This window comes from Curtobacterium sp. VKM Ac-2884 (assembly GCF_015350945.1).
GTDB lineage: Bacteria > Actinomycetota > Actinomycetes > Actinomycetales > Microbacteriaceae > Curtobacterium.
The window spans coordinates 695,340-721,148 of record NZ_JADKSA010000002.1 but is presented as its reverse complement, the minus strand read 5'-3'; the positions used below and the strand labels follow the sequence as shown (position 1 = coordinate 721,148).

The following is a 25,809-nucleotide window of genomic DNA, read 5'->3' as shown; positions in this document are numbered from 1 at the left end:
GCAGCGGACCGGGACGGATCAGATCTGCTCGCCGAGGAAGTCGGCGTAGGACGGCTCGCGCCGTGCGTCGCCCGTGCTGGTGGAAGCGTGGCCGGTTCCTTCGAGGCGCTCGGCCACGAGGGCTTCGAGGTCCTCCGGCGACCGGAGGCCGTGGCGGTGCCAATCGTGCTGCATCCTGGCGGTCATGACGACCAGCCCTTCGTCGAGATGATGCGCATCTCGGATTCGTCCGGATCGACCCGCTGTGCCAGACCCCACATCTGTGAGGAGCATCGTGACGACGGGTCCCTGATGACCGATCCAGTTCCTCCACGGTAGGGGTTGCGTCCGACGCCGTCGAGCGCGGTGCGCTTCTCGGCCGATCGCACGCCGCCGTCCGGATCGCCGTAGCGTCGGGGCATGGAGATCCTGTTCGTCCACGGCGCCCTGGTCCGCGACGGTGCCTGGTGGTGGCAGCCCACCGCCGACCTGCTGCTCAGTCGCACCGGAACCCGCGGCGGCACCGGCATCCGCAGTCGGGCGGTCGCGCTGCCGTCCTGCGGCGAGGGCCCGGCGGGTCACCCCGACGGTGGGCTCACCGAGGACGCAGCCGCCCTGCGCGCCGCCCTCGACGACAGCGACGGGGCGATCGTCGTCGGGCACTCCTACGGCGGCACCGTGATCGCCGAGGCCGGACGACACGATGCCGTCGCGCACCTGCTGTACGTGTCCTCGTACCTGCCCGACGTCGGCTCCGCGCAGGCCGGCATCATGGCCGACGAGCCCGACCCCGTGTCGATCGGCCCGGCCGGTGACGGTGTCCTCGCCGTCGCCGGGTACGACGCTGCGTCCTTCGGTGCCCGCTTCCTGCAGGACGCCGACACGAGCACCCAGCAGGCCGCCTGGGACCGGGTGACCGCCCAGTCGGCGGGGGCGTTCGTGACGCCGACGACGGCAGCAGGGTGGCAGGACGTCGACTCGACCTCCCTCGTCTGCACCGAGGACCGCAGCACCACCGTCGGGCTGCAGCGCGCGCACGCGGCGCGGGCGACGCGGAGCGTCGACGTGCCGACCGGGCACCACCCGTTCATCACGCGACCAGACCTGGTCGTCGAGCAACTGGAGCTGCTGCTCGGAAGTGCCACGGCCTGAATCGCCGCCAGGACGACGGACGGGTGGCGGGGTGCACGCTGGCACCGCGCCTCCCGTCATGCTCTTTGCGCGTCCACGGCGCGTGACCGGCCGCGTGGTACCGGTCCCGTGGCGCTGCGCTCGTCAGTCGGTGCCGGAGTCGAAGGCTGCGCCCTCGGAGGCGAGGTCCGTCCGACGACCGAGTGCATCCTCGGCGTCCGAGGCGATGACGGCGCCACCGAGGATCTCCTCGGACTCGCCCGCCTCGAGCTCACCGACGAGCTCGGCCGTCGCACCGCCGATGAGACCGGCGGCCGCGTACTGCTCGAGCCGTGAGCGGGAGTCCGCGATGTCGAGGTTGCGCATCGTCAGCTGACCGATGCGGTCGTCCGGACCGAACGCGGCGTCGCCGACCCGCTCCATCGACAGCTTGTCGGGGTGGTACGACAGCGCCGGACCCGTGGTGTCGAGGATCGTGTAGTCGTCGCCGCGACGCAGGCGCAGCGTGACCTCGCCGGTGACGGCCGAGGCGACCCAGCGCTGCAGGGACTCGCGGAGCATGAGCGACTGCGGGTCGAGCCAGCGGCCCTCGTACATCAGGCGCCCGAGTCGGCGGCCCTCGTTGTGGTACGACGCGACGGTGTCCTCGTTGTGGATCGCGTTGAGCAGACGCTCGTAGGCGATGTGCAGCAGGGCCATGCCCGGTGCCTCGTAGATGCCGCGGCTCTTCGCCTCGATGATGCGGTTCTCGATCTGGTCGGACGCGCCGAGGCCGTGACGACCGCCGATCGCGTTCGCCTCGTAGACGAGTGCGACGGCGTCCGTGTACTCCTCGCCGTTGATCGCGACGGGGCGTCCGGCCTCGAAGCGGATGCTGACGACCTCGGTGGCGACCTCGACGTCGTCACGCCAAGCGGCGACGCCCATGATCGGCTCGACGATGTCCAGGCCGCTCGAGAGCTCTTCGAGGCTCTTCGCCTCGTGCGTGGCACCCCAGATGTTGGCGTCGGTCGAGTACGCCTTCTCGGTGGAGTCGCGGTACGGGAAGCCGCGGGCGACGAGCCACTCGCTCATCTCCTTGCGACCGCCGAGCTCCTCGACGAACTCGGAGTCCAGCCACGGCTTGTAGACACGCAGACGCGGGTTGGCCATCAGGCCGTAGCGGTAGAACCGCTCGATGTCGTTGCCCTTGTAGGTGGAGCCGTCGCCCCAGATGTCGACGCCGTCCTCCTTCATCGCACGGACGAGCATCGTGCCCGTCACCGCACGACCGAGGGGCGTCGTGTTGAAGTACGTCTTGCCGCCGGAACGGATGTGGAACGCGCCGGTCTGCAGGGCGACGAGGCCCTCTTCCACCAGGGCGCTCTTGGCGTCGACCAGGCGGGCGATCTCGGCACCGTACTCGTGCGCGCGGCTCGGGACGGCGTCGATGTCCGGCTCGTCGTACTGACCGATGTCGGCCGTGTACGTGCAGGGGATCGCCCCCTTCTCGCGCATCCAGGCAACGGCGCAGGAGGTGTCGAGACCCCCTGAGAACGCGATGCCGACTCGTTCGCCGACGGGGAGACTGCTCAGGACCTTGGACACGGGGTCAATCGTACGGGGAGTCCAAGCGGTACAACGACCTGCTGGTGCCCCTGGCAGGCGCTGCAGGGACTCGAACCCCTTCGACCTGCTGGTGCCCCTGGCAGGCGCTGCAGGGACTCGAACCCCTTCGACCTGCTGGTGCCCCTGGAGGGACTCGAACCCCCAACCGTTTCCTTAGGACGGAACTGCTCTTCCATTGAGCTACAGAGGCTGGCCCGTCCACTCTAGCGGCGGAACGGCTCCAGGAAGGTCGTGAGCTCGTCGACGTACAGCGCCGGTTGCTCGAACGGCGCGAAGTGCCCGCCGCGCGGCATCATCCGGTACGACACCAGGTTCGTCGTCCGCTCGAGCCACGCCCGCGGCGGCTCCACCAGGTCGCCGGGGAACAGCGAGAAACCGGAGGGCACCTCGACCCGTCGGGCGAGCTGGTCCGGCGGGATGGCGGCGTTCGCGTGGTACATCCGCATCGCCGAGCCGATCGTGCCGGTGGCCCAGTACTCGGTCAGGAGCGCGAGCACCTCGTCCCGCGTGTAGACGGACCACAGGTCACCGTCGCAGTCGCTCCACGACCGCAGTTTCTCGACGATCCACGCGGCGAGCCCGGCGGGTGAGTCGTTCAGGCCGACCGCGGCGGTCTGCGGCTTTGTGCGGTGCATCATCGCGTAGGCACCCTCGGCGTCGCGCCACCGGGCGGTCGCCGCGACGAACCCGCGTTCCTCCGGCGACAACGCGTCGAGGTCGATGCCGGGCCAGGCGAGCCCGCCGTCGATGCGGTGCACGGCGACGACCCGGTCGGCGTGGTCGAGCGCGAGGTAGCGGGCGACGTGGGTGCCGATGTCCCCGCCGGCGAGGGCGAAGCGTTCGTAGCCGAGCTCGGTCATCAGCTCGGCCCACATGCCGGCGACCGCTCGGGCGTCGATCGGCTGCGGCGGGGCGTCGGAGAACCCGTACCCGGGCATGTCCGGCACGATCACGTCGAAGCCGGCCTCGACGAGCATCGGCAGGACCTTGCGGTACCGCCATCCGGAGTCCGGCCAGCCGTGGGCGAGCAGGAGCGGCAGTGCGTCGGGCGTGCCCGCCCGGGCGTGCAGCACGTGGATCCCGGTGCCGTCGATCGTCAGCCGTCGGCTGGGCAGTGCGGCGAGCGCCGCCCGGTGCGCGTCGAAGTCGAAGCCGTCGGCCCAGTACGCGATGAGCGACCGGAGCTCGTCGACGTCCGCCCCGAGCGACCATCCGGTGCCGGCGGGTGCATCCGGCCACCGCGTGGCACGCAGTCGCGCGCGGAGGTCCTCGATGGTCGCGTCGTCGATCTGAGGTGTCTCGCCCATGGTGGCGACGCTACTCAGCGGGACCGACACGTGGACGGCGGTCGCCGCACCCGAGCCCGCGTCAGCAGCAGTCGCAGGCGTCGGCCGCGCGCTCGCCGGTCAGGGCGGCGACCGGCTGCTTGCAGGCATCGCCCCGCCAGGCCTCGAGCCCCTCGCGCACCGCGAACACGACGACCACCAGGCCGGCCACCGGATCAGCCCACGACCACCCGAACAGCGAGTTCAGGAGCAGCCCGACCAGCACCGCGGCGGACAGGTAGCTGCACACCAGGGTCTGCTTGGAGTCCGCGATCGCCGACGCCGAACCGAGTTCCGTGCCGGTGCGCCGTTCGAGCAGGCTGAGGAACGGCATCACGGCCAGGCTGACCGCCGCCAACACGATCCCGACGGTGCTGTGCTCCGGCTCACGCAGCCCGGTCAGGGTCAGCACCGCGTCGACGCTGACGTACAGCGCCAGTGCGAAGAACGACACCGCGATGACCTTGAGCGCGACGCGCTCCCGGGCTTCGGGGTCCGGCCCGGCGAACTGCCACGCGACCGCCGCGGCGGACAGGACCTCGACGACGGAGTCGAGTCCGAAGCCGATCAGGGCGGTCGACGATGCCACCGACCCGGCGGCGATCGCGATGGCCGCCTCGATGACGTTGTACGTGATCGTCGCGGCGACGATCCACCGGATCCGCCGCTGCAGCACCCGTCGGCGATCAGGAACCGCCCGGACGGTCGCGTCGGTCATGCGCCAGGTCCGCAGCAGAGCGGGACATCGCAGTCCTCGTCGGTGCACGCTTCGCCGTCGTCGACGGCGAGCACGACCTCGAGGAGCGAGCGGATCGCGGCCCCGAGGTGCGGCTCGGCGATCTCGTAGCGGGTGGAGCGTCCCTCGGGCACCGCGACGACGATGCCGCATCCGCGCAGGCAGGCGAGGTGGTTCGACACGTTCGAGCGGGTCAGCCCGAGTTCGGCCGCGAGCCGGCCCGGGTGGACCGGCGCTTCGAGCATCTCGAGCAGGATCCGGGAGCGCGTCCGGTCCGCCATCGCCCGGCCGAGCCGGTGCATGACGTCGAGCCGAGGAGCAGTGGTCAGCATGCGCTGACCATACAGTGTTCGCTGACGTGTCGTGAGCAAACGGCGGACGGGAGGCCCGTGGCGGCGCTGCCATCCCTCCCTCGCAAGCTCGGTCGGCGCGGCCCGCGTGACGCTTCGCGCCACCGCTGAGCGTGCCGCGCCCGTTCGCTACGCGGCCACGAGGTACTCGTCCCACTCCGCCTGCGGACGCTCGATACCGCGCACGACCCACGACGAGCCGTGCGGGATCTTCGGACGGAAACGCAGCCGCCACCCCATCTCCTGCGGGGTGCGGTCACCCTTCTCGTTGTTGCACGCCAGGCAGCAGGCCACGAGGTTCTCCCACGAGTCCTGCCCACCGCGCGACTTCGGCTGCACGTGGTCGATCGTCGTCGCGTGCCGGTCGCAGTACGCGCACCGGTTGGCGTCACGGCGCAGGACTCCGCGGCGCGACACCGGCACGAGTCTCGAGTGCGGGATGCGCACGTACCGGGTGAGGATGATGACGGACGGCCGATCGAAGCTCGAGGTCGACCCGGTGACCGGGTGTTCGAGGTCGGCTGCGACGACGGAGGCCTTCTGGTTCATGACCAGCACGAGGGCTCGTCGGAACGAGATCACCGCGAGGGGCTCGTAACCGGCGTTGAGGACGAGAGTGCGCATTGGTTCCCTTCCGACGTGCCTGGACGGCTTCCAGGCGCTGCGGGTGCGTCGGACCGGGGTCCTTCGCAGGTGACCGTCGCTCGCGCACACGTCCCCTGAACCACGAAGAGCACCACCCGGATGGGCAGTGCTCTGGTCATGCAGGGGCGTGCTCGTGCACGCAGGCGGTGGTCGACCGTATGTCGATGCGCGCGCGCCGACCCATGGTGCGGGTCGTGCGGAACAACGACATGGGGTCTCCCTGCTCGGGGCCTTGCGGACCGGTGCAGCGCCAGGCTACGTCAGAAACCGGCCCGGCACGAGGGTGCACGGGCCGGTTTCGGCGATGTTCACGGGTTCGATGCCCCGCGGTCGGGTCGGATGCCTCAGATCCCGAAGCGGACGATGTGGTAGTCGCTGGTCCAGATCGGACGGATCGACACGGAGCCACCGGGCTTCGGGGCGTCCATGATCATGCCGTTGCCCATGTAGAAGCCGTCGTGCGCCTCGTTGTTGAAGATGACGACGTCGCCGGGCTGCGCCTCGGACTCGGGGATCGTGGTGCCGGCCTGGTCCTGCAGTGGCACCGAGTGCGCCAGGTTGATGCCGTACTGGGCGTACACGAACATGACGTAGCCCGAGCAGTCGAAGCCGGACGGGTCGGCGCCACCGAAGACGTACGGGGTGCCGATGTACTGCTTGGCGGTGGCGACCACGGCCGGCAGCGAGAACGGGGTGTCCGCGGCGCTGGAGCTGGCCACGTAGTCGGCGGCGGACGGGCCGGTGTACGAGGCGTACTGCTCGGCGGTCTGGGCGCGCGCCGCCTGCGTGGCCGATGCTGCCTGCTCGGCCTGTTCCGCGGACGCTTCGGCCTGGTCGGCTGCAGCCTGCTTGGCCGCTGCGCGTGCGTCGAGCGTCGCGGTCGAGGTGGCGCCGTAGCCGTCGCGGCTCGTGCCGGCCAGGGCGACGGCGTCGGACACCGAGAACTCCTGGCTCTCGGTCGCGCGGACCTGACGCTGCGCGTTCGCGGCGTCGGTGCTGGTGGAGGGCTGCGCGGCGAAGGCCGGGGCGACGGCCACGGTGCCGAACATGCCGGCCGCGACGGTCAGGACGATGGGCGCGAGGAACTTGCGCTTGCGCGACGACGAACTCGCCTTGGCAGCGGTCGCGGTGGCTGCGGCCTGTGCGGCACGACGACCACCGGGGAGCGGGGCGGAGCGGACCGGGACGACCTTGCGGGTCGGGCGCGTGTCCGCCTGGCGGACGGACCGCCGGGTGAGCGGTGCGTCGGTGGCGTTCTCGGTGTTCGTCGGGTTGGCGGGCGTCTGGTCGTCCGCGGCGGAACCGGTCTGCGTCAAGGGTGTGGTCTCCGGCGTCTCGTCATCACGCTGCCGTGGGTGTCCGGCGACGTGCAACCCCATCCGTTCGTCATCGTTTCCGATCGAGGCAGGAGACGGGTTCGAGACGTCCTGCCACGGGTCTCCGGCTCAGGCGCAGCGCGGGGACTCGACGAGTGTACGGGGCCGTCGTTACCTTGTCGAGATGAAACGCGCCGTTTGTAACGAAACGGTAAAGAAGCCCTGGTCAGGGCCGCAGGATCAGTCCCGCTCGATGTAGACGTGCTGCGCGACCTCGACGGGGAGCTCGATGCCCGAGTCCTCGCCCTCGACGCGGACCGCGACGTAGGCCCCGGCGCGCTGCACGCTCGCCAGACGACCGGGCATGACGCCGGCCGTGCGGAGCTGGTGCAGGAGCTCGGGCTCGAACTGCACGGGCTCGCCCAGACGACGGATCACACCGGTCGCGACGGCGTCGGTGCCCTCGGTCGCGGCGACGATGTTCTGCACGCCGTCGAGGAACCCGGCGGCTGCGGGGCCACCGATCTCGGCCAGGCCGGGGATCGGGTTGCCGTAGGGCGACTCGGTCGGGTTGCCGAGCATCTCGAGCAGGCGGACCTCGACCTGCTCGCTCATGACGTGCTCCCACCGACAGGCCTCGTCGTGGACGAACGCCCAGTCGAGTCCGATGACGTCGGCCAGCAGGCGCTCCGCCAGACGGTGCTTCCGCATGACGTGGGTGGCTCGGGAGCGCCCTTCGTCGGTGAGCTCGAGGTGGCGGTCACCGGAGACGACGACCAGGCCGTCGCGCTCCATGCGGGCGATGGTCTGCGAGACCGTCGGACCCGAGTGGCCGAGGCGCTCCGAGATGCGAGCGCGCAGCGGAACGATCGCCTCCTCCTCCAAGTCGAGGATGGTGCGAAGGTACATCTCCGTGGTGTCGACGAGATCGGTCACGGTCCGCCTCTCATGTCTGGGCCCAGCGGCCACCACCCTACTTGTTCGGACCGACGAACTCCGACCGACACTTGCACGGGGCAAGAACAGGGCCGTGGCCGCAGCGGTCCAGGCCTCCCCGTCCGGCCGGTACAGGCGCACCAGCACTGGGATCGCGCTCGGTAGGATCGGCGCATGGCAGACATCGTCATCCCCGCCGAACTCCTCCCCACCGACGGCCGCTTCGGCTGCGGACCGTCCAAGATCCGCGGCGCGCAGCTCGAGTCCCTCGTGACGCGCGGGGCCACGATCCTCGGCACGTCCCACCGCCAGAAGCCCGTGAAGGACCTGGTCGGTAGCGTCCGCTCCGGGCTCGCCGACCTGTTCCAGGTCCCCGAGGGCTACGAGGTCGTCCTCGGCAACGGCGGCTCGACCGCGTTCTGGGACGCCGCCGCGTTCGGCCTCATCGAGCGTCGTGCCGAGAACCTGTCCTTCGGCGAGTTCGGGTCGAAGTTCGCCAAGGCCGCCGGCGCCCCCTGGCTCGAGGCACCGCACGTCGTCGAGGCCCCCGGCGGATCGCTCGCCGCGCTCGAGCCCGTCGACGGCGTCGACGTCTACGCCTACCCGCACAACGAGACCTCGACCGGAGTCATGGCCCCGGTCGTCCGCGCCGCCGGTGACGCCGGAGCGCTGACGGTCGTCGACGCCACGAGCGCCGCCGGTGGTGCCGCGTTCGACGTGGACGCCACCGACGTCTACTACTTCGCCCCGCAGAAGAACTTCGCCTCCGACGGCGGCCTGTGGCTCGCGCTGTTCTCCCCCGCCGCGATCGAGCGTGTCGAGCGCATCGCGGCGAGCGGTCGGTACATCCCCGAATTCCTGTCGCTCAAGAACGCCGTCGACAACTCGCGCCTGAACCAGACGCTGAACACCCCGGCGATCTCGACGCTGCTGCTGCTCGACGACCAGGTCCGCTGGATCAACGAGTCCGGCGGCCTGGCCTGGGCGGACACCCGCACGAAGACCTCGTCGTCGACGCTGTACGACTGGGCCGAGTCGGTCGACTACGCGACGCCGTTCGTGACCGACCCCGCAGCCCGCTCGCAGGTCGTCGCCACGATCGACCTCGACGACTCGATCGACGCCAAGGCCGTCGCTGCGACCCTGCGCGCGAACGGCATCGTCGACACCGAGCCGTACCGGAAGCTCGGGCGCAACCAGCTGCGCGTCGCGACGTTCACCGCGATCGACCCGGACGACGTCGCGAAGCTCGTGCAGGCGATCGACTTCACGGTCGACGCCCTGCGCTGACCCGTCCGTCGCGCGGGCCAGCGCCGGCGACGAACACCACGGAAACGACGAAGCACCACGGGATCCCGTGGTGCTTCGTCGTTCTTCGGGTGCGTGTCAGGAGCGGTGGAAGTCCGGGTCGACCTCACCGGCATCGAGCTGGGCACCGTCGAGGTCGGCGTCCGGGTCGACGGGCTGCACGCGCTGCGCGCGACGACGGCGAGGGGGCTGCGGGGCGTCGTCGACGTCCTCGTCCTCGTCGTCCGCATCGGCGGTGTCGGCGAGCGCGTCGACGTCCACACCATCGATGTCGTCGTCGTCCGGTTCGTCGAGGTCGTCCTCGTCCGCTTCGAACTCGGCGTCGTCGTCCTCGTCGTCATCCGACTCGTCGTCGGCTTCGTCGTCGTCCGAGTCGTCGTAGTCGGCGTCCTCGTCGTCGTCCTCGTCCGAGTCGTCATCCGAGTCGTCATCGAAGTCGTCGTCGTGCTCGTCGTCGTCGGACTCCTCGTCCGACTCGTGGTCCTGCGCCGCCCGGTACTCGGCCAGTCGCTCGGACCACGGCACCCACTCCGGCGCGACGAGCGAGCCGTCGCCGGGCATCAGCTCGACCTCGAGCACGGTGGGGTCCTCGTCGCCGACCTTCGCGACGCTGACGGTCCAGCGCCAGCCGGGGTAGCCCGGCATGCGGTTCGCGAACAGGACGGAGACGACGCCGTCGCCCTCGTCCACGGTGCCGACGGGCGCGCCGATGCTCGACTCGGGGGTCACCTCGAGCAGCGCGGTCCGCGCCAGGTCGGTGTAGTCAACGGGTACTGCGTCAACGGGTACTGCATCAACGGGTACTGCGTCGCTGTCTGTCATGGCGTCACGCCTCCAACTGGTCTGCGACGTGCCGCAGGATGGCGGCGAGTCGATCGCCGTTCTTCGGGTAGCGGCCGTGGCGGAGGTCTCCGCTGATCCGGTCGAGTTCCTTCACCAGGTCCTCGACGATCACGGCCATGTCGTCTGCGGAGCGACGGGTCATCCGGGACAACGACGGCTGCGGGTCGAGGAGCCGCACGGACAGTGCCTGCGACCCCTTCTTCCCCTGCACGACGCCGTACTCGAGCCGGGATCCCGCCTTCACGGTCACGACGCCGTCGGGCAGCGAGGACGCGTGCAGGAACACCTGGTCGCCGTCGTCTCCGGTGATGAAGCCGAAGCCCTTGTCGTCGTCGTAGAACTTGACCTTGCCGGTCGGCATGGGTGGACTCCTCGAGGTCGTGGTACGGCCGTGGTGCGTCGGATATCCTGGGTCGATGGCCAATCCGACCCGATCAACCGGGAACCCGCAGGATTCCGCAGAACCCCCGGTGACGTTCAATCGTACCGAACGCGCTCTGGCGTTCATGGTCGGTGGCATCTTCATCGCTGCGTTCCTCTGCATGGCGGCGATGATCGTCATGTGGTTGACGGTCCCGAGCGCGCAGGGCTCCATGCCGTGGCCGGTGATCATGGCGATCCCGCTCGTCGGCTTCCCGATCGGCATGGTCCTGGTCTTCACGCTCCTCGCCATCACCTGGACGCGCCGCGCACGAGCCAACCGGACGGCTCGCTGACGTCCGCCCCGGACGCTGGCACCGGACGATGACGACCACCGCCGACCTGGCCGCCCGACTCCGGGCGTTGCCGGACGACTCCCTCGAACGACTCGTCGCTGCGCGGAGCCTGCCCCCGGCCGCCCTCGGCGAGACCGGTCCGCAACGGATCACCGACTTCTTCGACCTGGCCGAGGCGCTCCGCACCGACGACGCCGTCGACGCCGCCGTCGAGCACCTGCCCCGCGCCACGATCCTGGCGCTCCGCGACGGCGGTGACGCCGACCGCCTCGGTCCGGCGATCACGCTCGGCCTGGCCGACGAGGACGGCGCCGTCGACGACGCGGTCGCCGCACGCGTGGCCGCCCACCCCGACCTCGTGGCACTGCGATCGACGGGAGGCCCGGATCGCCCCGACCGCGCCGCCCACGCCGACGACGTGGCCGGCCAGGACCGCGCGCGCACCACGGGCGCGGAGCAGGCGTTCTCGAGCATGACCGTGCTCGCCGAGCTGCTGCGTGCGGTGGACGCCGGCACCGTCCGCGAACTCGTCAAGGGCGGCATCGGCACGCCGCTCGCCAAGACCCTGGCCGAGCGCATCGGCACCGACGCCGACGTCGTGCCCGGCCGCCTCGCACTGCTCGACCGGGTCGGGTTCGCCGACCCGGGCTCCGGCCGGTGGACGGTCACCGACGCCGGACAGGACTGGCTCGTCGCCGACTGGCCGGACCGCTGGGCGACGCTCGTGTCGGCCTGGGCGGACACGCTCGGCCCCGCGGTGCACGAGGTCCTCGCACTCGCCGACGACGACCTACGCGACCTCGTGGCCCTCGGCCGTTGGGCGTACCCGGCGGGCTCCCGCTGGCTCGACGCCGTGCTGCTCGACGCCGCCGGCACCGCCGCGTCGCTCGGACTCGCGGTCGACGGCATCGTCACGAGCACCGGCCGAGCACTGCTGGACGGCGACGCCAGGCCCGCGGTGGACGACCTGCCCGGCACCGTCGGCCAGGTGTACCTGCAGCACGACCTGACGGTGATCGCCCCCGGCCCCCTCGCGCCGGTCGACGACGCCGCCCTGCGCACGGTCGCCGTGCTCGAGGCACCCGGTCTGGCCGCCCGTTACCGCATCTCCGAGGACACCCTGCGCACGGCGTTCCGTGCCGGGCACTCCCGTGACGACGTCCTGGCGCTGCTCACCCGGCTGTCGTCGACCGGCGTCCCGCAGCCCCTCGCCTACCTGGTCGACCAGGTCGCCGGACGCGACGGCAGCATCGTCGTCGACCGCGGCGAGGGCGGGGTCGGCACCGTGGTGCGCGGCACCGCGGACCAGCTCGACCTGATCGGTGTGGACGCCGAACTCCGGCAGATGGCGTGGGAGCGCAGCGACCTGACGACGCTCACCACCCGCTACCCGGCGCACGTCGTGCACACCGCGCTCGAGGACCAGCGCTACCCGGCCGTGCTCGCGACCGGCGCCCGCCCCGAGACGCACCACGGGCCTCCCGGTCGGCGCAGCCCCACCGGACGCTCGCCGGAGCAGGCGGCGCACGCACTCGTGGAACGGCTCCGCCTGACCACCCAGCGCGGCGATGCGGAACCCGAGCAGGAGTGGCTCGGGCGGCAGATCGACCTGGCCGTGCGCGGTCGCACGCCGATCCGGCTGACGGTGCGGATGCCGGACGGCTCCGAACGGCCGTTCTCGATCATCCCGACCTCCGTCGCCGCCGGACGCGTCCGAGGGCGCGACACCAGCGTCGACGTCGAGCGCACGCTGCCGCTGTCGCTCGTCGTGGCGGTCGAGAGCGACGCCTGACGGCCACGGTCACCCGAACGCAGGTGACGACGGCTAGGCTGGCAGGTCATGAACGGACCGCTGATCGTGCAGAGCGACCGCACCGTGCTCCTCGAGGTCGCACACCCCGACGCCGAGGACGCACGCCACGAGCTCGCGGCCTTCGCCGAACTCGAACGCGCCCCCGAGCACGTGCACACCTACCGCATCACCCGCCTCGGCCTGTGGAACGCACGGGCCGCCGGACACGACGCCGAGGCGATGATCGCCACCCTTGAGCGCTTCGCCAAGTTCCCGGTCCCGCAGAGCGTCACCGTGGACATCCGCGACACGGTGTCCCGCTACGGCCGACTCGTCATCCGGCGTGAGGAACGCGAGGACGCCCCGGTCATCGCGAACTCCCCCGCCGAGGAACTCGAGCGCCTGCCCGTCCTGCTCCTGACCGCTGAGGACCCGTCCGTGCTGGCCGAGGTCATCCGGTCGAAGCGGATCAAGCCACTGCTCGGCGACATGCGGACGCCCTCCGAGGTCGAGCTGCAGCCGTGGGCACGCGGGCAGATCAAGCAGGAACTCGTGAAGCTCGGCTGGCCGGCCGAGGACCTGGCGGGCTACACCCCCGGGCAGCCGCACCCGATCGACCTCGACACGGCCGAGTGGCACATGCGCCCGTACCAGGAGCAGGCCGTCGACACGTTCTTCGCGCAGGGGTCCGGTGTCGTCGTGCTGCCCTGCGGCGCCGGCAAGACCCTGGTCGGTGCCGGCGCGATGGCGACCGTCAAGGCGACCACGCTCATCCTCGTGACGAACACCGTGTCCGCACGGCAGTGGCGCAGCGAACTCCTGAAGCGCACGACCCTGAAGGCCGAGGACATCGGCGAGTACTCGGGCAGCGTCAAGGAGATCCGCCCGGTCACGATCGCGACCTACCAGATCCTGACCGCCCGTCGGAAGGGCGAGTACACGCACCTGTCGTTGCTCGACGCCCTCGACTGGGGCCTCATCGTCTACGACGAGGTCCACCTGCTGCCGGCCCCGGTCTTCAAGCTGACCGCCGACCTGCAGGCTCGCCGACGCCTGGGCCTGACCGCGACGCTCGTGCGCGAGGACGGCCGCGAGGGGGACGTGTTCTCGCTCATCGGCCCGAAGCGCTACGACGCTCCGTGGAAGGAGATCGAGGCGCAGGGCTACATCTCCCCGGCCGAGTGCTACGAGGTGCGCATCGACCTGCCGCACCAGGAGCGCCTGGAGTACGCGGCCTCGAGCGACGACGAGCGGTACCGGCTCGCCGCCACCTCGCCCGCGAAGACCCCGGTCGTCCGCGAGCTCATCGAGAAGCACCGCGGCGAGCAGATCCTGGTGATCGGGCAGTACATCGACCAGCTCGACGCACTGGCCTCGTCCCTCGACGCCGCCGAGATCACGGGTGCGACACCCGTCGACGAACGCGAACGGCTGTACGACGCGTTCCGTGCCGGCGAGGTGGACGTGCTCGTGGTGTCGAAGGTCGCGAACTTCTCGATCGACCTGCCCGACGCCACCGTCGCGATCCAGGTCTCCGGGTCGTTCGGGTCACGGCAAGAAGAGGCGCAGCGCCTCGGTCGGCTGCTCCGTCCGAACAAGGACGGCCTGCCGGCGTCGTTCTACACGCTCGTCGCGCGGGACACCGTCGACCAGGACTTCGCGCAGAACCGGCAGCGCTTCCTCGCGGAGCAGGGGTACTCCTACACGATCCTGGATGCCGACCAGGTCCAGGCGCCCGTGGGCTGACGTACGCACCGCTCTCAGGAAACCATTAGGGAACGGTCAGAAGATAGGACCATGAGCGATGGCCCCAAGATCCTGATCGTCGACGACGAGCCGAACATCCGCGACCTCCTGACGACCTCGTTGCGCTTCGCCGGGTTCGCCGTCCGTGCCGTCGGCAACGGCGCACAGGCGATCTCGGCCGTGCTCGAGGAAGAACCCGACCTGATCATCCTCGACGTGATGCTCCCCGACATGAACGGCTTCGGCGTCACCAAGCGCCTGCGGTCGTCGGGCTACACCTCGCCGATCCTGTTCCTCACCGCGAAGGACGACACCGAGGACAAGATCACCGGCCTCACCGTCGGCGGCGACGACTACGTCACCAAGCCGTTCTCGCTCGACGAGATCGTCGCCCGCATCAAGGCCATCCTGCGTCGCACCATGAACGACGAGGAAGACGCGATCATCCGCGCCGGCGAGCTCACCATGGACCAGGACACGCACGAGGTCACGATCGGCGACGCGCAGATCGAGCTCTCCCCCACCGAGTTCAAGCTGCTCCGCTACCTGATGCTCAACCCGAACCGCGTGCTGTCGAAGGCGCAGATCCTCGACCACGTCTGGGAGTACGACTTCAACGGCGACGCCGGCATCGTCGAGAGCTACATCTCGTACCTGCGTCGCAAGCTCGACCAGTACTCGGCCGAGCCGATCATCCAGACCAAGCGCGGGTTCGGGTACATGCTCAAGGCGTCCAAGGCCTCGTAGCACCTCCGTTCTTCACGGCGGTCGTCCGGTTTCACCGGGCGGCCGCTGTCTATCGTTGGGGCAGCATGCACACGCGAATGAGCCGCTGGTGGGACGGGATCTCCCTGCGCACCAAGATCACCGGGATCACGGTGCTCCTGGTCGCGCTCGGCCTGCTCGTCGCCGGGCTCGGCACGATGACCGTCCTGTCGACGTACCTGATGGCGCAGCTCGACAACAACGTCAAGGGCACCACGGAGCAGCTCGAGGGTCAGAACATCAGCGACGGCGAGCAGTACTGCAAGCTGTCGGTCGTGCTGTCGCAGAGCGCCTACGTGGCCGCGTACGACGCCGACGGCGACCAGATCTGCCAGACGAAGGCATCGAGCCGTCCGGACATCCGCGAACTGGACTTCTCCGCAGCGGCGCAGAACGGCGCGCGCTTCTCGCTCTACGACAGCCAGCACAACCACGAGTGGCGCGCTCAGGTCATCCCGGCGTCACTGCAGAACCAGACGAGCGGTTCCACCGAGACCGGCTTCGTGCTCGTCGCGGTGTCGAGCGCCGACACCGACCAGACCATCGCCCGGTTCACCGTCATCTTCCTGGGCTTCGGCATCTCGGTGATCCTGCTCGGCGCCATGCTCACGCGGCTGCTCGTCACCGCCACGTTCGACCCGTTGCGCGACGTCGAGGACACCGCTGCACGCTTCGCCGCCGGGGACTTCAACCAGCGCCTCGAGGCCGACACCCCGAACACCGAGGTCGGGCGCCTGAACCGCTCCCTGAACGTCATGCTCGAGCGCATCGACACCGCGTTCGAGGACCGCCAGCGCACCATCGACCAGATGCGGCGGTTCGTCGGCGACGCCTCGCACGAACTCCGCACCCCGCTGGTGTCCCTGCGCGGGTACGCCGAGCTGTACCGGATGGGCGCCCTGCGCAAGGAAGAAGACGTCGCCCAGGCGATGGAACGCATCGAGAAAGAGGCGAAGCGGATGGGCCTGCTCGTGCAGGACCTGCTCCAGCTCGCCCGCATCGACGAGTCCAAGCCGCTCGAGCTCGGCCCGGTCGACCTCGTCGCGATCGCCCGCGACTCGGCGCTCGACACCATGGCCTCCAACCCGGACCGCGAGATCCAGGTCCTGGTCGAGGACGCCATGACGGGCGAGAGCGTGCCCCAGGCCGTACGCCCGCCCGCATCGTCGTCCTCGCTCTCGTCGGGGTCGTCGGACTCGTCGGGCTCCTTGTCCGACACGGGCGAGGTCCCCCCGGCATGGCCCACGTCGGCGAACACCACGGGTCCCATCGCGTTCTCGCGGCAGACGATCGCGCGGCTGCGTGCTCGGCGGACCCGGGCGATGGACATCGAGGCCGGTGCCGCCCCCACTGACGAGACGACGCCACTGCCGACGGTCGTCATGCCCAAGCGTCCCCCGATCGTCCTGGCGGAGGAGAACAAGATCCGCCAGATCGTCACGAACCTGATGGGCAACGCCATGCGGTTCACCGAGCACGACGACCCGATCGAGATCGGCGTCGGGGTGGACGACGACCGCGGCATGGCCCACATCGACGTCATCGACCACGGTGAGGGGATCCCGGCGCAGCTGCGCGACAAGATCTTCCAGCGGTTCTGGCGTGCCGACACCTCGCGCGCGCGGGACACCGGCGGCTCGGGCCTCGGGCTCGCCATCGTGTCGGGCATCGTCGCGGCACACCACGGCTCGGTCGAGGTCTTCGACACCGAGGGCGGCGGCGCGACCTTCCGCGTCTGGCTGCCGCTGCTGCCGCGCGACTACGCCGCCTGACGCGGGCGCGCGCGGGTGCGCCCGGGCGCGTCCGTCCGCGCGCCCGCTCGCGCGCTCTTCTCGCGCGCCCGTCCGTTCGTCTCGCGCGCCCGTTCGTCTCGCCCGAGGTTCCAAAATCTTGGCATCTCGCGCCACATCGCGCCCGGGTTCGGAACCTCGGCGTCCCGCACACGGCGAGTCGTGGAACCTCGACGGGGCAGGTCGACCGGGTAGCCACCCCGTACGGAGCCGCGTCCCAACGATCCGCGAGGGCGTTCCTCGACCAGAGCCGCGCGATACCCTCGCCCCGACCGGAGCATCGCGCACGAGACGCCGAGCCCGGCCACGCTCGGACATCACTGCGGAGAACGACGCTGGACGGGCCTCCAGTCCGACCCGACTGGATCGGTGAGGTTCCACAACATGCCGCACGTTGACCGCCGAGGTTCCAGACCTCGACGAACGGGGCGCCGAGATGCCGAGATTTCGGAACCTCGGAGGACGCCCGCCCCCCGCACGCGGAAGGGCCCCGCACGCGCAGCGTGCGGGGCCCTTCGAACAGGACTGCTCAGAAGTCCATGCCACCCGTCGGGTCGCCGGCCGGAGCGGCCGCGGCGCGCTCGGGCTTGTCGGCGACGACGACCTCGGTCGTCAGGAACAGACCAGCGATCGACGCAGCATTCTGCAGCGCCGAGCGCGTGACCTTGGCCGGGTCGATGATGCCCGCGGCGATGAGGTCGACGTACTCGCCGGTCGCGGCGTTGAGGCCCCAACCTGCTTCGAGCTCGCGGACCTTGGCGGCCACGACACCCGGCTCGAGACCGGCGTTCAGCGCGATCTGCTTGAGCGGTGCGTCGATCGCGACGCGGACGATGTTCGCACCGGTCGCCTCGTCACCCTCGAGGGTGAGTGCGTCGAGCGCGACCTTGCCGGCCTGGATGAGGGCGACGCCACCACCGGCGACGATGCCCTCTTCGACGGCAGCCTTCGCGTTGCGGACGGCGTCCTCGATGCGGTGCTTGCGCTCCTTGAGCTCGACCTCGGTCGCGGCACCCGCCTTGATGACGGCGACGCCACCGGCGAGCTTCGCGAGGCGCTCCTGGAGCTTCTCGCGGTCGTAGTCGGAGTCGGTCGCGTCGATCTCGGCGCGGATCTGACGGACACGGCCGGCGATCTGCTCGGCGTCGCCAGCACCCTCGACGATCGTGGTCTCGTCCTTGGTGATGACGACCTTGCGGGCACGACCGAGCAGGTCGAGCGTCGCGTTCTCGAGCTTGAGGCCGACCTCTTCGGAGATGACCTGGCCACCGGTCAGGATCGCGATGTCCTGCAGCATGGCCTTGCGGCGGTCTCCGAAGCCCGGGGCCTTGACGGCGACGGACTTGAAGATGCCGCGGATCTTGTTCACGACGAGCGTGGCCAGGGCCTCGCCGTCGACGTCCTCGGCGATGATCAGGAGCTGCTTGCCCGCCTGGATCACCTTGTCGACGACCGGCAGGAGGTCCTTGATGTTCGAGATCTTCGAGTTGACGATCAGGATGTAGGCGTCCTCGAAGACGGCTTCCTGACGCTCGGGGTCGGTGACGAAGTACTGCGACAGGTAGCCCTTGTCGAAGCGCATGCCCTCGGTCAGCTCGAGCTCGGTGCCGAAGGTGTTCGACTCCTCGACGGTGACGACACCTTCCTTGCCGACCTTGTCGATGGCCTCGGCGATGAGCGCGCCGATGGTCGGGTCTGCAGCCGAGATCGACGCGGTCGCGGCGATCTGGTCCTTGGTCTCGATGTCCTTCGCGTTGGCGAGGAGCTGGTCGGAGACGGCGGAGACGGCCTTCTCGATGCCGCGCTTGAGCGACACGGGGTCGGCGCCTGCGGCGACGTTGCGGAGGCCCTCGCGGACGAGTGCCTGGGCGAGGACGGTCGCGGTGGTCGTGCCGTCACCGGCGACGTCGTCGGTCTTCTTGGCGACCTCCTTGACGAGCTCCGCACCGATCTTCTCGTACGGGTCGTCGAGCTCGATCTCCTTGGCGATGGAGACACCGTCGTTCGTGATCGTGGGGGCGCCCCACTTCTTCTCGAGGACGACGTTGCGGCCGCGCGGGCCGAGCGTCACCTTCACGGCGTCGGCCAGCTGGTTCAGGCCGCGCTCGAGGCCACGGCGGGCCTCCTCGTCGAAAGCAATGATCTTAGCCATGTGAGTTCTCGTCCCTCCCGGACGTCGTGGGGTCGTGCTGGCACTCAACGTGAGCGAGTGCCAACGCCGATTCTGGCACTCGCCCGGTGCGAGTGCAACACGATCGGGAGGCTCGTCACGTCTTCCCAGGACACGCTCCGCCAACAGCGCACCCCGACCACCGCCGCGGACCGCCCACGACGCACGTCATGCAGCGCGGGCCGCGCACGACGAACGCGCCGCCCCTGACGGGACGGCGCGTTCGCGATGAGTGTCGTGCGTTCAGGCCGGTCGGACTGCCTCCGCCTGCGGGCCCTTCGACCCGGTGCCGACGTCGAACACCACTGCCTGGCCCTCCTCGAGGACCTTGTAACCCGACATGTCGATGGCCGAGTAGTGCACGAACACGTCCTGGCCTCCTCCATCGACGGTGATGAAGCCGAAGCCCTTTTCAGCGTTGAACCACTTCACGGTTCCGTTGGCCATGATCTCTTGCTCCCTGGTACTGCTGTGCGAACGACGTGTTCGCCGTCTGCAAGGGACTCTGCTCGAAGCGCGCCGATCAGGCAAGAGGTGTGACGTTGTTTCACGTCGATTCCGTCAGAAATCAACGTGCCCGAAACACGACCGTCACAAATGCGGGCGGAGAGCGCCCGCGGAATGCGGATCAGCCGGTGTAGTCGGCTCCGAGCACGACGCTCACGTCGGCGTTCGGGAACGCCGTCGACTGCTGCACGGCGGTGACCCCGAGCTGCTTCGCGATGCCCTGCGCGACCGCTGCCTGTGCGGCCTGCTGGTAGTACACGATCGTCGAGGTCGACCCGGTCGTGCCCGCGTCCCCGGTCGAGGCGACTCCCCAACCGGCACCGGTCAGCGCCGCACTGGCCCGGGCAGCGAGGCCGGAGGTGGTCGTGCCGTTCAGGACGACGACGGTGGTCGTACCCTGCTCGGCCGGTGTCGCTGCAGCAGCGCCGGCGTCGCCGGCACCGGTTCCTGCCGACGAGGACGGCGAGGCCGACGCGGACGGCTTCGCGGTCGCCGACGACGTCGCCGACGCCGATCCCGAGGGCGAGTCCGACCCGCTGAACGAGTAGCTGCCGTTCAGGAGCGCGAGGACGAGCACGCCGATGCCGACGAGCACACCGGTGGCGAGTGCCGCCCAGGCGAACGCGATCCAGCCACGGCCGCGGCGCTGGGCACCGCGGTGTGCGCCGACCCGGGGGCCGTCGGCGACGTCGTCGAACCGGTCACGGGGGAATCTGGTGCTCATCGTTCCTCTTCACGTCCTTCGGGAGCAGCACCGGGCGCGACGAAGCTGCGCGTCGCCCGGGCGCTGGTGCGCGCGTGCCGGAGCCGCTGCAGCCTGGTGACGAGCTGCGGGTCGTACGCGAGTGCCGCGGGCGAGTCGATGACGCGGTTCAGCACCTGGTAGTAGCGCGCCGCCGACATCTCGAACTCGACCCGGATCTCCGCTTCCTTCGTGCGATCGTGCCGTGCCCGGTCGTGCTCGAACGACAGCACACGCTGCGCGAGCTCGCTGAGCTGGTCAGCGCGGTGCTGGTCAGCGCGGTGCTCGTCAGCGCGGTGCTCGTCGGTGGGGCTGGTCACGGCGGTTCCGATCACGTATCGGGGAACGGGTCTCGCACATCGTAGGGGCGGAGCGCATCCGGACCCTGGCACGGCGCTGGACTGTCGCGAAGACCGGTCACAGGTTCGGGTCGCGGAACCAGCGCACGCGGGTGCCGAACGGGTCCGAGACGGCGACCGCGGTGCCGTCCATCGAGACCGTGGCGAAGGCGTCCGGATCCGCCGGGTCGACGTCGTCGGGCAGCGTCGCCGCCACATCGCGCAGGATCCCGGTGCGTTCGAGCGCGATCCAGTGCACGCCGCGTTCGCGGACGCGGTCCACGAACCGCTGGCGCTCGGCACCCGGCACGTAGACCAGGGTGCCGGTGGTCAGTACGACCGGCTCCACGTCGTCCGGCAGGGCGTCCAGTGCACGGTCGAGGTCACCCGGCAGCGTGCCCCGGATCCGCACGGGAGGCACGGCGAGCGTCGCGCGCGCCGCCTCGCGCATCAGGGTGATCCGGTCCGTCGCCTCGGGCGGGACGGCCTCCACCAACCGGTCGAACGCGCCGGGTGCGGCGAGGTCGATCGGGTTCGGGTCGAGGGCGATCCGCGCGCCGATCCGGATCGGTTTGCTCGCCGGAGCCGGAAGGACCCCGGAGACGTCCGCGACGAGATGGACCGCGGGTTCGCCGACCGCCGTGTGCATCCGGACGAGCTCGGTGCGCACCCCGCCGTGGTCGTCGCGCCCCGAGGAGTCGGGGCGCGACGACAGCACGGGGGCGCGTTCCGCCGGCACCCGGGACTCCGACGTCCGGTGGTCGAGCGTCACCCGGTCCGGGATCGAGCACAGCGACGCCGCCGCGCCGGCGTCGACGAGGCCGAGCGGCCGCGAGGCCCGCCCGGCGAGCGCCGCGAACAGCGGGACGACGGGACCGAGCCGCCGCGGGTCGTTGGCCTGCACCGTGGCGGAGGCGAGCGCTGCGACCAGGGCGGGGCGGGCCTCCCGACCGATCGCACGCAGCGCACCGGGGTCCGACGGGTCCGCACCCAGCCGCCGCGCGACCGCGAAGAAGAGTTCCGGCTGCCGCTGCTGCTCGGCGACCTCGTCGAGGAGCGCGACCAACGCAGGGTCGAGCGACCGCGCCCAGGCGGCGTAGGACGGGGACACGGTCTCGATGCGGTCGGCGTAGGCGGCGTAGCGACCGAGGGTGTCCATCAGCGCCCCGGGCGGTGCATGCCGACGTGCCGGATGCCGGCTTCGTCGTAGGGCGCCCCGAACCGGACGAAGCCGTGGCGTTCGTAGAGCGCGGCGACGTACTCCTGGGCGTGCAGGACGACGGGTTCGTGCCCGTGGGCCGCGAGCACGGCGGCGACGAGCCGACCGGCGATGCCCTGCCCACGATGGTCGGGGTGCGTCGCGACCCGGCCGATCACCCAGGACGGCGGCGGTGCGTCGGCCGGGTGCTCCTCGTCGGCAGCCGGTCGGATCAGGCGCAGGTACCCAACCGCTCCGGTGTCCGTACCGAACCACCAGTGCTCGGTCTCGGGCTCGCGGTCACGGCCGTCGAAGTCCTCGGCCGTCACCCGTTGTTCGAGTGCGAAGACGCGGTTCCGGAGCACCACGATGCCGTACAGTTCGTCCGTCGTCAGACGGGTCCAGCGGGCGTGGTGCACGGAATGCTCGGACATCGTCGCGAGTTTACTGAAGTGGTCGGGAGTGCCCGGAAGAACCCGACCGGAAGCAGGAGGAAACAATGGCATACAACGTCGACAAGTCCGACGCCCAGTGGCGCGAGGACCTCTCCCCGGACCAGTACGCCGTCCTGCGTCAGGCGGGGACCGAACGGCCGTGGACCGGTGAACTCCTCGACGAGGAGCGTGCTGGCGTCTACACCTGTGCGGCCTGCGGCGCGGAGCTGTTCAAGAGCGGCACGAAGTTCGACTCCGGCTGCGGCTGGCCGTCGTTCTACGAGTCGGTGAACCCCGACGCCGTGCAGCTGATCGACGACAAGTCGCTCGGCATGATGCGCACCGAGGTCCGTTGCGCGAACTGCGGTTCGCACCTGGGCCACGTGTTCCCCGACGGCTTCGGCACCCCCACCGGCGACCGGTACTGCATGAACTCGATCTCGCTGAACTTCGCGGAGAAGCCGGCCGAGTGAGACCCCGACGCCCTCACCGGTAAGATGAGCGGCGTCAGCCGGCATGGCGCAATTGGTAGCGCACCGTACTTGTAATACGGGGGTTGCGGGTTCAAGTCCCGCTGCCGGCCCCACAGCCGCCGTCAGGCGGAACGATGCCCCGGGTGATCACTCACCCGGGGCATCGGCGCGTGTGGAACACGGATCAGGGAGTGTTCCGGGCGCTGGACGCGGTAACCAGCCGGTCGTGCGACGAGGATGACACCTCACCGAACCGTGCGTCCACACCCGGACCCCACATCAGCGCGAATCCGCACGAACGTGCACGGATCTTCAGCGTCCGCCGGTGATCTTGCGCTCTCGCTGGGCGACACCCGCGGTGCCGTACGGGTAGTCGTCGATGCGCGGCGCGCTGGCGTCGGTGAGCTGCGTGAGCTCCGCGTCGGTCAGCACGAGGTCAGCCGCACCGAGGTTGTCCTCGAGCTGGGACACGGTCCGGGCGCCGAGGATCACGCTCGTCACCGCCGGCCGGGCGAGCAGCCAGGCGAGGGCGACCTGCGACCGCGAGGCGCCGTGCGCGTCGGCGACCGCGGACACCGCGTCGAGGACGGCCCAGGTGCGCTCGTCACCGTTCCGCGCCTCCCAGGCCTCCATGCCGCGCGACGGGTTCTCGCCGAGGCGGGTGGAGCCGGTGGGGGCTTCGTCGCGCTGGTACTTGCCGGACAGCCAGCCGCCGGCCAGGGGCGACCAGGGCAGCAGGCCGATCCCGGCGTCGAGGCTGGCGGGCACGATCTCGTGCTCGATGTCGCGGACGAGCAGGTTGTACTGCGGCTGCAGGGTGACCGGCGGCGCCCACCCGTGCGCCTTGGCCTCGTACACGGCCTTCGTGATCTGGTAGCCGAGGTAGTTGGAGAACCCGTACGAGCCGATCTTGCCGGCGGAGACCGCGTCGTCGAGGAACCGGAGCGTCTCCTCGATCGGCGTCAGGGCGTCCCAGGCGTGCATCTGGTACAGGTCGATGTGGTCCACGCCGAGGCGCTCGAGCGAGGCGTCGAGGGCGACCCGGAGGTGCCGGCGCGACAGGCCGACGTCGTTCGGGCCGTCGCCCTGCGGGAAGCGGCCCTTGGTGGCGAGCACGACCTGCTGCGCCTCGGTGGGGTGTGCCGCGAGCCAGCGGCCGATGATCCGCTCGGACTCGTTGCCCGAGTAGACGTCGGCCGTGTCGATCAGGGTGCCGCCGGCCGCGACGAACGTGTCGATGATGGTGTGGGAGGTGGGTTCGTCGGCTTCGCTGCCGAACGTCATGGTGCCGAGGGTCAGCGTCGACACCGATGTCCCGCTGTTGCCGAGGAGTCTGTAGTCCATGGCGGGGACGGTACGCGCGGTCTCCGGCGACAGCGAGGACCCACGAGTACCCCTCAGCGCGGGGCGGACAACGCGCCGCGGTCAGGAACGCAGGAACGCCAGCGCGGCTTCGCGGAACGCCCGCGACGTCGGCGCGTTGAAGTGGTTGCGCCCCGGGATCTCGAAGAACGACGCGTCCGGGGCCGCCTGCGCCAACCGCACGGCACTGTCGCGGATGCCGTCCTCGCTGCCGGCCGCCATCAGGATCGGCTGCGCGGGGGCGTTGTCGGGCGTCGGCTCGATGCTGTTCCGCATCCCCTCGACCATCGCCACGAGCGCCGCGAGGTCGTTCCCCTCGACGTTCCCCGCCATGGTCAGGTAGCCGTTGGTCACGCGGTCCTCGATCGGTGTGCCGTCCGCCAGGTATGCCTTCGCCTGGTCGACCCGCACGCGGCGCATCGGGTCGGCGTCGGGGATCCCGCCGAACACCGCGCGGGTGATGCGGTCCGGCAGCCGCTCGGCGGTGTGCCAGCCGACGCGGGCGCCGAGCGAGTACCCGAGGAACGCCACCTCGTCGAGCAGGTACGTGTCGATGACGGTCGTGACGTCCGCGACGAGCAGGTCCATCGAGTACGCACCGGGGTCGCGCGGCTTCGCGCTCGCGCCGTGCCCGCGCTGGTCGAACGCCAGCACGCGGTACCCGGCGCGGACGAGGTCACGCGTCCAGCCGGAGGCGTGCCAGTTCAGCACCGCACCTGAGGCGAACCCGTGCACCGCGACGACCGCAGGGGCGTCGGGATCGCCGAAGTCGTAGGTCGCGATCCGGAGGCCGTCGGGCGACATCACGATGCGGGGACGGGGCGCTTCGGGGACGAGTGACATGTCCCCTCCAGGGTAGCGGGGCACTGTGGTCGCCATGGACGGCTACGGCGGTGACCAGATCCGGGCGGCAGAGCGGCCGCACCTCGACGCGGGTGAGCCCCTCATGCAACGAGCGGCCGACGGGCTGGCCCGCATCGTCGGCGACCTGCTCGACGATCCGGCCGTCCGGCCGGGCGACGGACCAGGGTCCGTCCTGCTGCTGGTGGGCAGCGGCGACAACGGTGGCGACGCCCTGTTCGCGGGTGCGCGGCTGGCGGCGGCCGGGAGGCACGTGGCGGTCCTGCGCGTCGGCTCACGCGTGCACGAGGCGGGCCTGGCAGCGGCGCTGGACGCCGGGGCGCGCCTCCTTGATGATCCTGCCGGACCGGAGGCGGTGGTGACGGACGCCGCGCTCGACGCCGACCTGGTGCTCGACGCGATCCTCGGGATCGGGGTGCGCGGGCCTGCGGCCCTCCGCTCCCCCGCCCGCGAGGTCGTCGACGCCATCCGTGAACTCGCCCGCGACCAGCGCGCACCGTTCGTCGTCGCCGTCGACGTGCCGAGCGGCATCGACGTCGACACCGGCGGGATCGCGGACGACCACGTCCTGCACGCCGATGTCACGGTCACGTTCGGCGGGGTGAAGGCCGGGTTGCTGACGGGGCCGGCCGCCACCCTCGCGGGACGGATCGAGCTGGTGGACGTCGGGATCGGTACGGACCTGGCGACGATGGAGCCGCTGGTCCGCACCTGACCCCGCTCCGTCAGCGCAGCCGT

General features: G+C 70.6%; 27 protein-coding genes and 2 tRNA genes. 10 read left to right on the top strand and 19 right to left on the bottom strand.

The window, feature by feature from the left end; translation table 11 throughout:
• Positions 1 to 18: 18 nt before the first annotated feature.
• Positions 19 to 186: a hypothetical protein gene (locus ITJ60_RS08060; RefSeq protein WP_159570266.1), complete on the bottom strand. Its 168-nt coding sequence runs from the start codon at positions 184 to 186 to the stop codon at positions 19 to 21.
• A 213-nt stretch (positions 187 to 399) separates the two neighbouring features.
• Between ITJ60_RS08060 and ITJ60_RS08055 the strand changes: the two genes are divergently transcribed.
• Entirely contained in the window at positions 400 to 1,131 is a 732-nt protein-coding gene (locus ITJ60_RS08055) for an alpha/beta hydrolase (protein ID WP_194647542.1), read from the top strand.
• Positions 1,132 to 1,254: 123 nt separating this feature from the next.
• Here ITJ60_RS08055 and argG read toward each other — a convergent pair whose 3' ends face one another.
• From argG to ITJ60_RS08015, 8 genes are all read right to left on the bottom strand, one after another.
• Positions 1,255 to 2,697 (bottom strand): argininosuccinate synthase, encoded by a 1,443-nt coding sequence (argG, locus tag ITJ60_RS08050; RefSeq protein WP_123293324.1) that lies wholly within the window; start codon positions 2,695 to 2,697, stop codon positions 1,255 to 1,257.
• 136 nt (positions 2,698 to 2,833) lie between these two features.
• Positions 2,834 to 2,908: transfer RNA gene (locus tag ITJ60_RS08045), tRNA-Arg, on the bottom strand.
• A gap of 13 nt (positions 2,909 to 2,921) precedes the next feature.
• The gene (locus tag ITJ60_RS08040) at positions 2,922 to 4,025 is read right to left on the bottom strand and encodes an epoxide hydrolase family protein (RefSeq protein WP_194647541.1); all 1,104 of its coding nucleotides are present in this window, start codon (positions 4,023 to 4,025) and stop codon (positions 2,922 to 2,924) included.
• Between the two features lie 61 nt (positions 4,026 to 4,086).
• Positions 4,087 to 4,761, bottom strand: a complete 675-nt coding sequence (locus ITJ60_RS08035; RefSeq protein ID WP_194647540.1) for a cation transporter — start codon at positions 4,759 to 4,761, stop codon at positions 4,087 to 4,089.
• Positions 4,758 to 5,111, bottom strand: coding sequence for a Cd(II)/Pb(II)-sensing metalloregulatory transcriptional regulator CmtR (gene cmtR, locus ITJ60_RS08030; RefSeq protein WP_194647539.1), 354 nt, complete (start codon positions 5,109 to 5,111; stop codon positions 4,758 to 4,760). The genes ITJ60_RS08035 and cmtR overlap by 4 nt, the downstream gene beginning before the upstream one ends.
• A 147-nt stretch (positions 5,112 to 5,258) precedes the next feature.
• On the bottom strand, positions 5,259 to 5,753 hold the full coding sequence (locus tag ITJ60_RS08025) for an HNH endonuclease (protein WP_111085210.1): 495 nt from the start codon (positions 5,751 to 5,753) through the stop codon (positions 5,259 to 5,261).
• Between the two features lie 365 nt (positions 5,754 to 6,118).
• Positions 6,119 to 7,153: a C40 family peptidase gene (locus ITJ60_RS19295; protein WP_194647538.1), complete on the bottom strand. Its 1,035-nt coding sequence runs from the start codon at positions 7,151 to 7,153 to the stop codon at positions 6,119 to 6,121.
• Positions 7,154 to 7,330: 177 nt separating this feature from the next.
• On the bottom strand, positions 7,331 to 8,026 hold the full coding sequence (locus tag ITJ60_RS08015) for a metal-dependent transcriptional regulator (RefSeq protein ID WP_111085212.1): 696 nt from the start codon (positions 8,024 to 8,026) through the stop codon (positions 7,331 to 7,333).
• A gap of 174 nt (positions 8,027 to 8,200) precedes the next feature.
• Here ITJ60_RS08015 and serC point away from each other — a divergent pair, with 174 nt between their 5' ends.
• Positions 8,201 to 9,316: a phosphoserine transaminase gene (serC, locus tag ITJ60_RS08010; protein WP_123340884.1), complete on the top strand. Its 1,116-nt coding sequence runs from the start codon at positions 8,201 to 8,203 to the stop codon at positions 9,314 to 9,316.
• A 96-nt stretch (positions 9,317 to 9,412) separates the two neighbouring features.
• Here serC and ITJ60_RS08005 read toward each other — a convergent pair whose 3' ends face one another.
• Positions 9,413 to 10,156 (bottom strand): DUF3027 domain-containing protein, encoded by a 744-nt coding sequence (locus ITJ60_RS08005; RefSeq protein ID WP_194647537.1) that lies wholly within the window; start codon positions 10,154 to 10,156, stop codon positions 9,413 to 9,415.
• Positions 10,157 to 10,160: 4 nt separating this feature from the next.
• Positions 10,161 to 10,538, bottom strand: a complete 378-nt coding sequence (locus tag ITJ60_RS08000) for a cold-shock protein (protein WP_111085215.1) — start codon at positions 10,536 to 10,538, stop codon at positions 10,161 to 10,163.
• 109 nt (positions 10,539 to 10,647) lie between these two features.
• Between ITJ60_RS08000 and ITJ60_RS07995 the strand changes: the two genes are divergently transcribed.
• From ITJ60_RS07995 to ITJ60_RS07975, 5 genes are all read left to right on the top strand, one after another.
• A complete protein-coding gene (locus ITJ60_RS07995) occupies positions 10,648 to 10,893 on the top strand; it encodes a hypothetical protein (protein ID WP_123340886.1) in 246 nt (81 codons plus the stop codon).
• Positions 10,894 to 10,921: 28 nt separating this feature from the next.
• The gene (locus ITJ60_RS07990; protein WP_194647536.1) at positions 10,922 to 12,685 is read left to right on the top strand and encodes a helicase-associated domain-containing protein; all 1,764 of its coding nucleotides are present in this window, start codon (positions 10,922 to 10,924) and stop codon (positions 12,683 to 12,685) included.
• 48 nt (positions 12,686 to 12,733) lie between these two features.
• Positions 12,734 to 14,431, top strand: a complete 1,698-nt coding sequence (locus ITJ60_RS07985) for a DNA repair helicase XPB (RefSeq protein ID WP_123293312.1) — start codon at positions 12,734 to 12,736, stop codon at positions 14,429 to 14,431.
• 51 nt (positions 14,432 to 14,482) lie between these two features.
• A complete protein-coding gene (locus tag ITJ60_RS07980) occupies positions 14,483 to 15,178 on the top strand; it encodes a response regulator transcription factor (protein WP_017888045.1) in 696 nt (231 codons plus the stop codon).
• Positions 15,179 to 15,243: 65 nt separating this feature from the next.
• Positions 15,244 to 16,968, top strand: coding sequence for a sensor histidine kinase (locus ITJ60_RS07975; RefSeq protein ID WP_194647535.1), 1,725 nt, complete (start codon positions 15,244 to 15,246; stop codon positions 16,966 to 16,968).
• A 547-nt stretch (positions 16,969 to 17,515) separates the two neighbouring features.
• Here ITJ60_RS07975 and groL read toward each other — a convergent pair.
• The 6 genes from groL to ITJ60_RS07950 all read right to left on the bottom strand — a co-directional run bounded on the left by groL (position 17,516) and on the right by ITJ60_RS07950 (position 22,375).
• Positions 17,516 to 19,138, bottom strand: a complete 1,623-nt coding sequence (groL, locus tag ITJ60_RS07970) for a chaperonin GroEL (protein ID WP_111085221.1) — start codon at positions 19,136 to 19,138, stop codon at positions 17,516 to 17,518.
• Between the two features lie 261 nt (positions 19,139 to 19,399).
• A complete protein-coding gene (locus ITJ60_RS07965; RefSeq protein ID WP_111085222.1) occupies positions 19,400 to 19,603 on the bottom strand; it encodes a cold-shock protein in 204 nt (67 codons plus the stop codon).
• 181 nt (positions 19,604 to 19,784) lie between these two features.
• Entirely contained in the window at positions 19,785 to 20,387 is a 603-nt protein-coding gene (locus ITJ60_RS07960) for a LytR C-terminal domain-containing protein (RefSeq protein WP_194647534.1), read from the bottom strand.
• The gene (locus ITJ60_RS18830; protein ID WP_123341001.1) at positions 20,384 to 20,725 is read right to left on the bottom strand and encodes a DUF3263 domain-containing protein; all 342 of its coding nucleotides are present in this window, start codon (positions 20,723 to 20,725) and stop codon (positions 20,384 to 20,386) included. The genes ITJ60_RS07960 and ITJ60_RS18830 overlap by 4 nt, the downstream gene beginning before the upstream one ends.
• A 97-nt stretch (positions 20,726 to 20,822) precedes the next feature.
• Complete coding sequence (locus tag ITJ60_RS18825) at positions 20,823 to 21,902, bottom strand: DUF2332 family protein (protein ID WP_228509888.1); 1,080 nt, start codon at positions 21,900 to 21,902, stop codon at positions 20,823 to 20,825.
• Complete coding sequence (locus ITJ60_RS07950; RefSeq protein ID WP_194647532.1) at positions 21,902 to 22,375, bottom strand: GNAT family N-acetyltransferase; 474 nt, start codon at positions 22,373 to 22,375, stop codon at positions 21,902 to 21,904. The genes ITJ60_RS18825 and ITJ60_RS07950 overlap by 1 nt, the downstream gene beginning before the upstream one ends.
• Positions 22,376 to 22,440: 65 nt before the next feature.
• On the opposite strand from ITJ60_RS07950, the gene msrB reads away from it, so the two are divergent.
• Both msrB and ITJ60_RS07940 read left to right on the top strand, forming a co-directional pair.
• Entirely contained in the window at positions 22,441 to 22,848 is a 408-nt protein-coding gene (msrB, locus tag ITJ60_RS07945) for a peptide-methionine (R)-S-oxide reductase MsrB (protein WP_194647531.1), read from the top strand.
• A 37-nt stretch (positions 22,849 to 22,885) separates the two neighbouring features.
• Positions 22,886 to 22,961: transfer RNA gene (locus ITJ60_RS07940), tRNA-Thr, on the top strand.
• 199 nt (positions 22,962 to 23,160) lie between these two features.
• On the opposite strand, the gene ITJ60_RS07935 is transcribed toward ITJ60_RS07940, so the two are convergent.
• The gene (locus ITJ60_RS07935) at positions 23,161 to 24,192 is read right to left on the bottom strand and encodes an aldo/keto reductase (RefSeq protein ID WP_194647530.1); all 1,032 of its coding nucleotides are present in this window, start codon (positions 24,190 to 24,192) and stop codon (positions 23,161 to 23,163) included.
• A gap of 81 nt (positions 24,193 to 24,273) precedes the next feature.
• Positions 24,274 to 25,053: an alpha/beta fold hydrolase gene (locus ITJ60_RS07930; protein WP_111085229.1), complete on the bottom strand. Its 780-nt coding sequence runs from the start codon at positions 25,051 to 25,053 to the stop codon at positions 24,274 to 24,276.
• Between the two features lie 34 nt (positions 25,054 to 25,087).
• Here ITJ60_RS07930 and ITJ60_RS07925 point away from each other — a divergent pair, with 34 nt between their 5' ends.
• Complete coding sequence (locus ITJ60_RS07925; RefSeq protein WP_194647529.1) at positions 25,088 to 25,786, top strand: NAD(P)H-hydrate epimerase; 699 nt, start codon at positions 25,088 to 25,090, stop codon at positions 25,784 to 25,786.
• Positions 25,787 to 25,809: the final 23 nt, after the last annotated feature.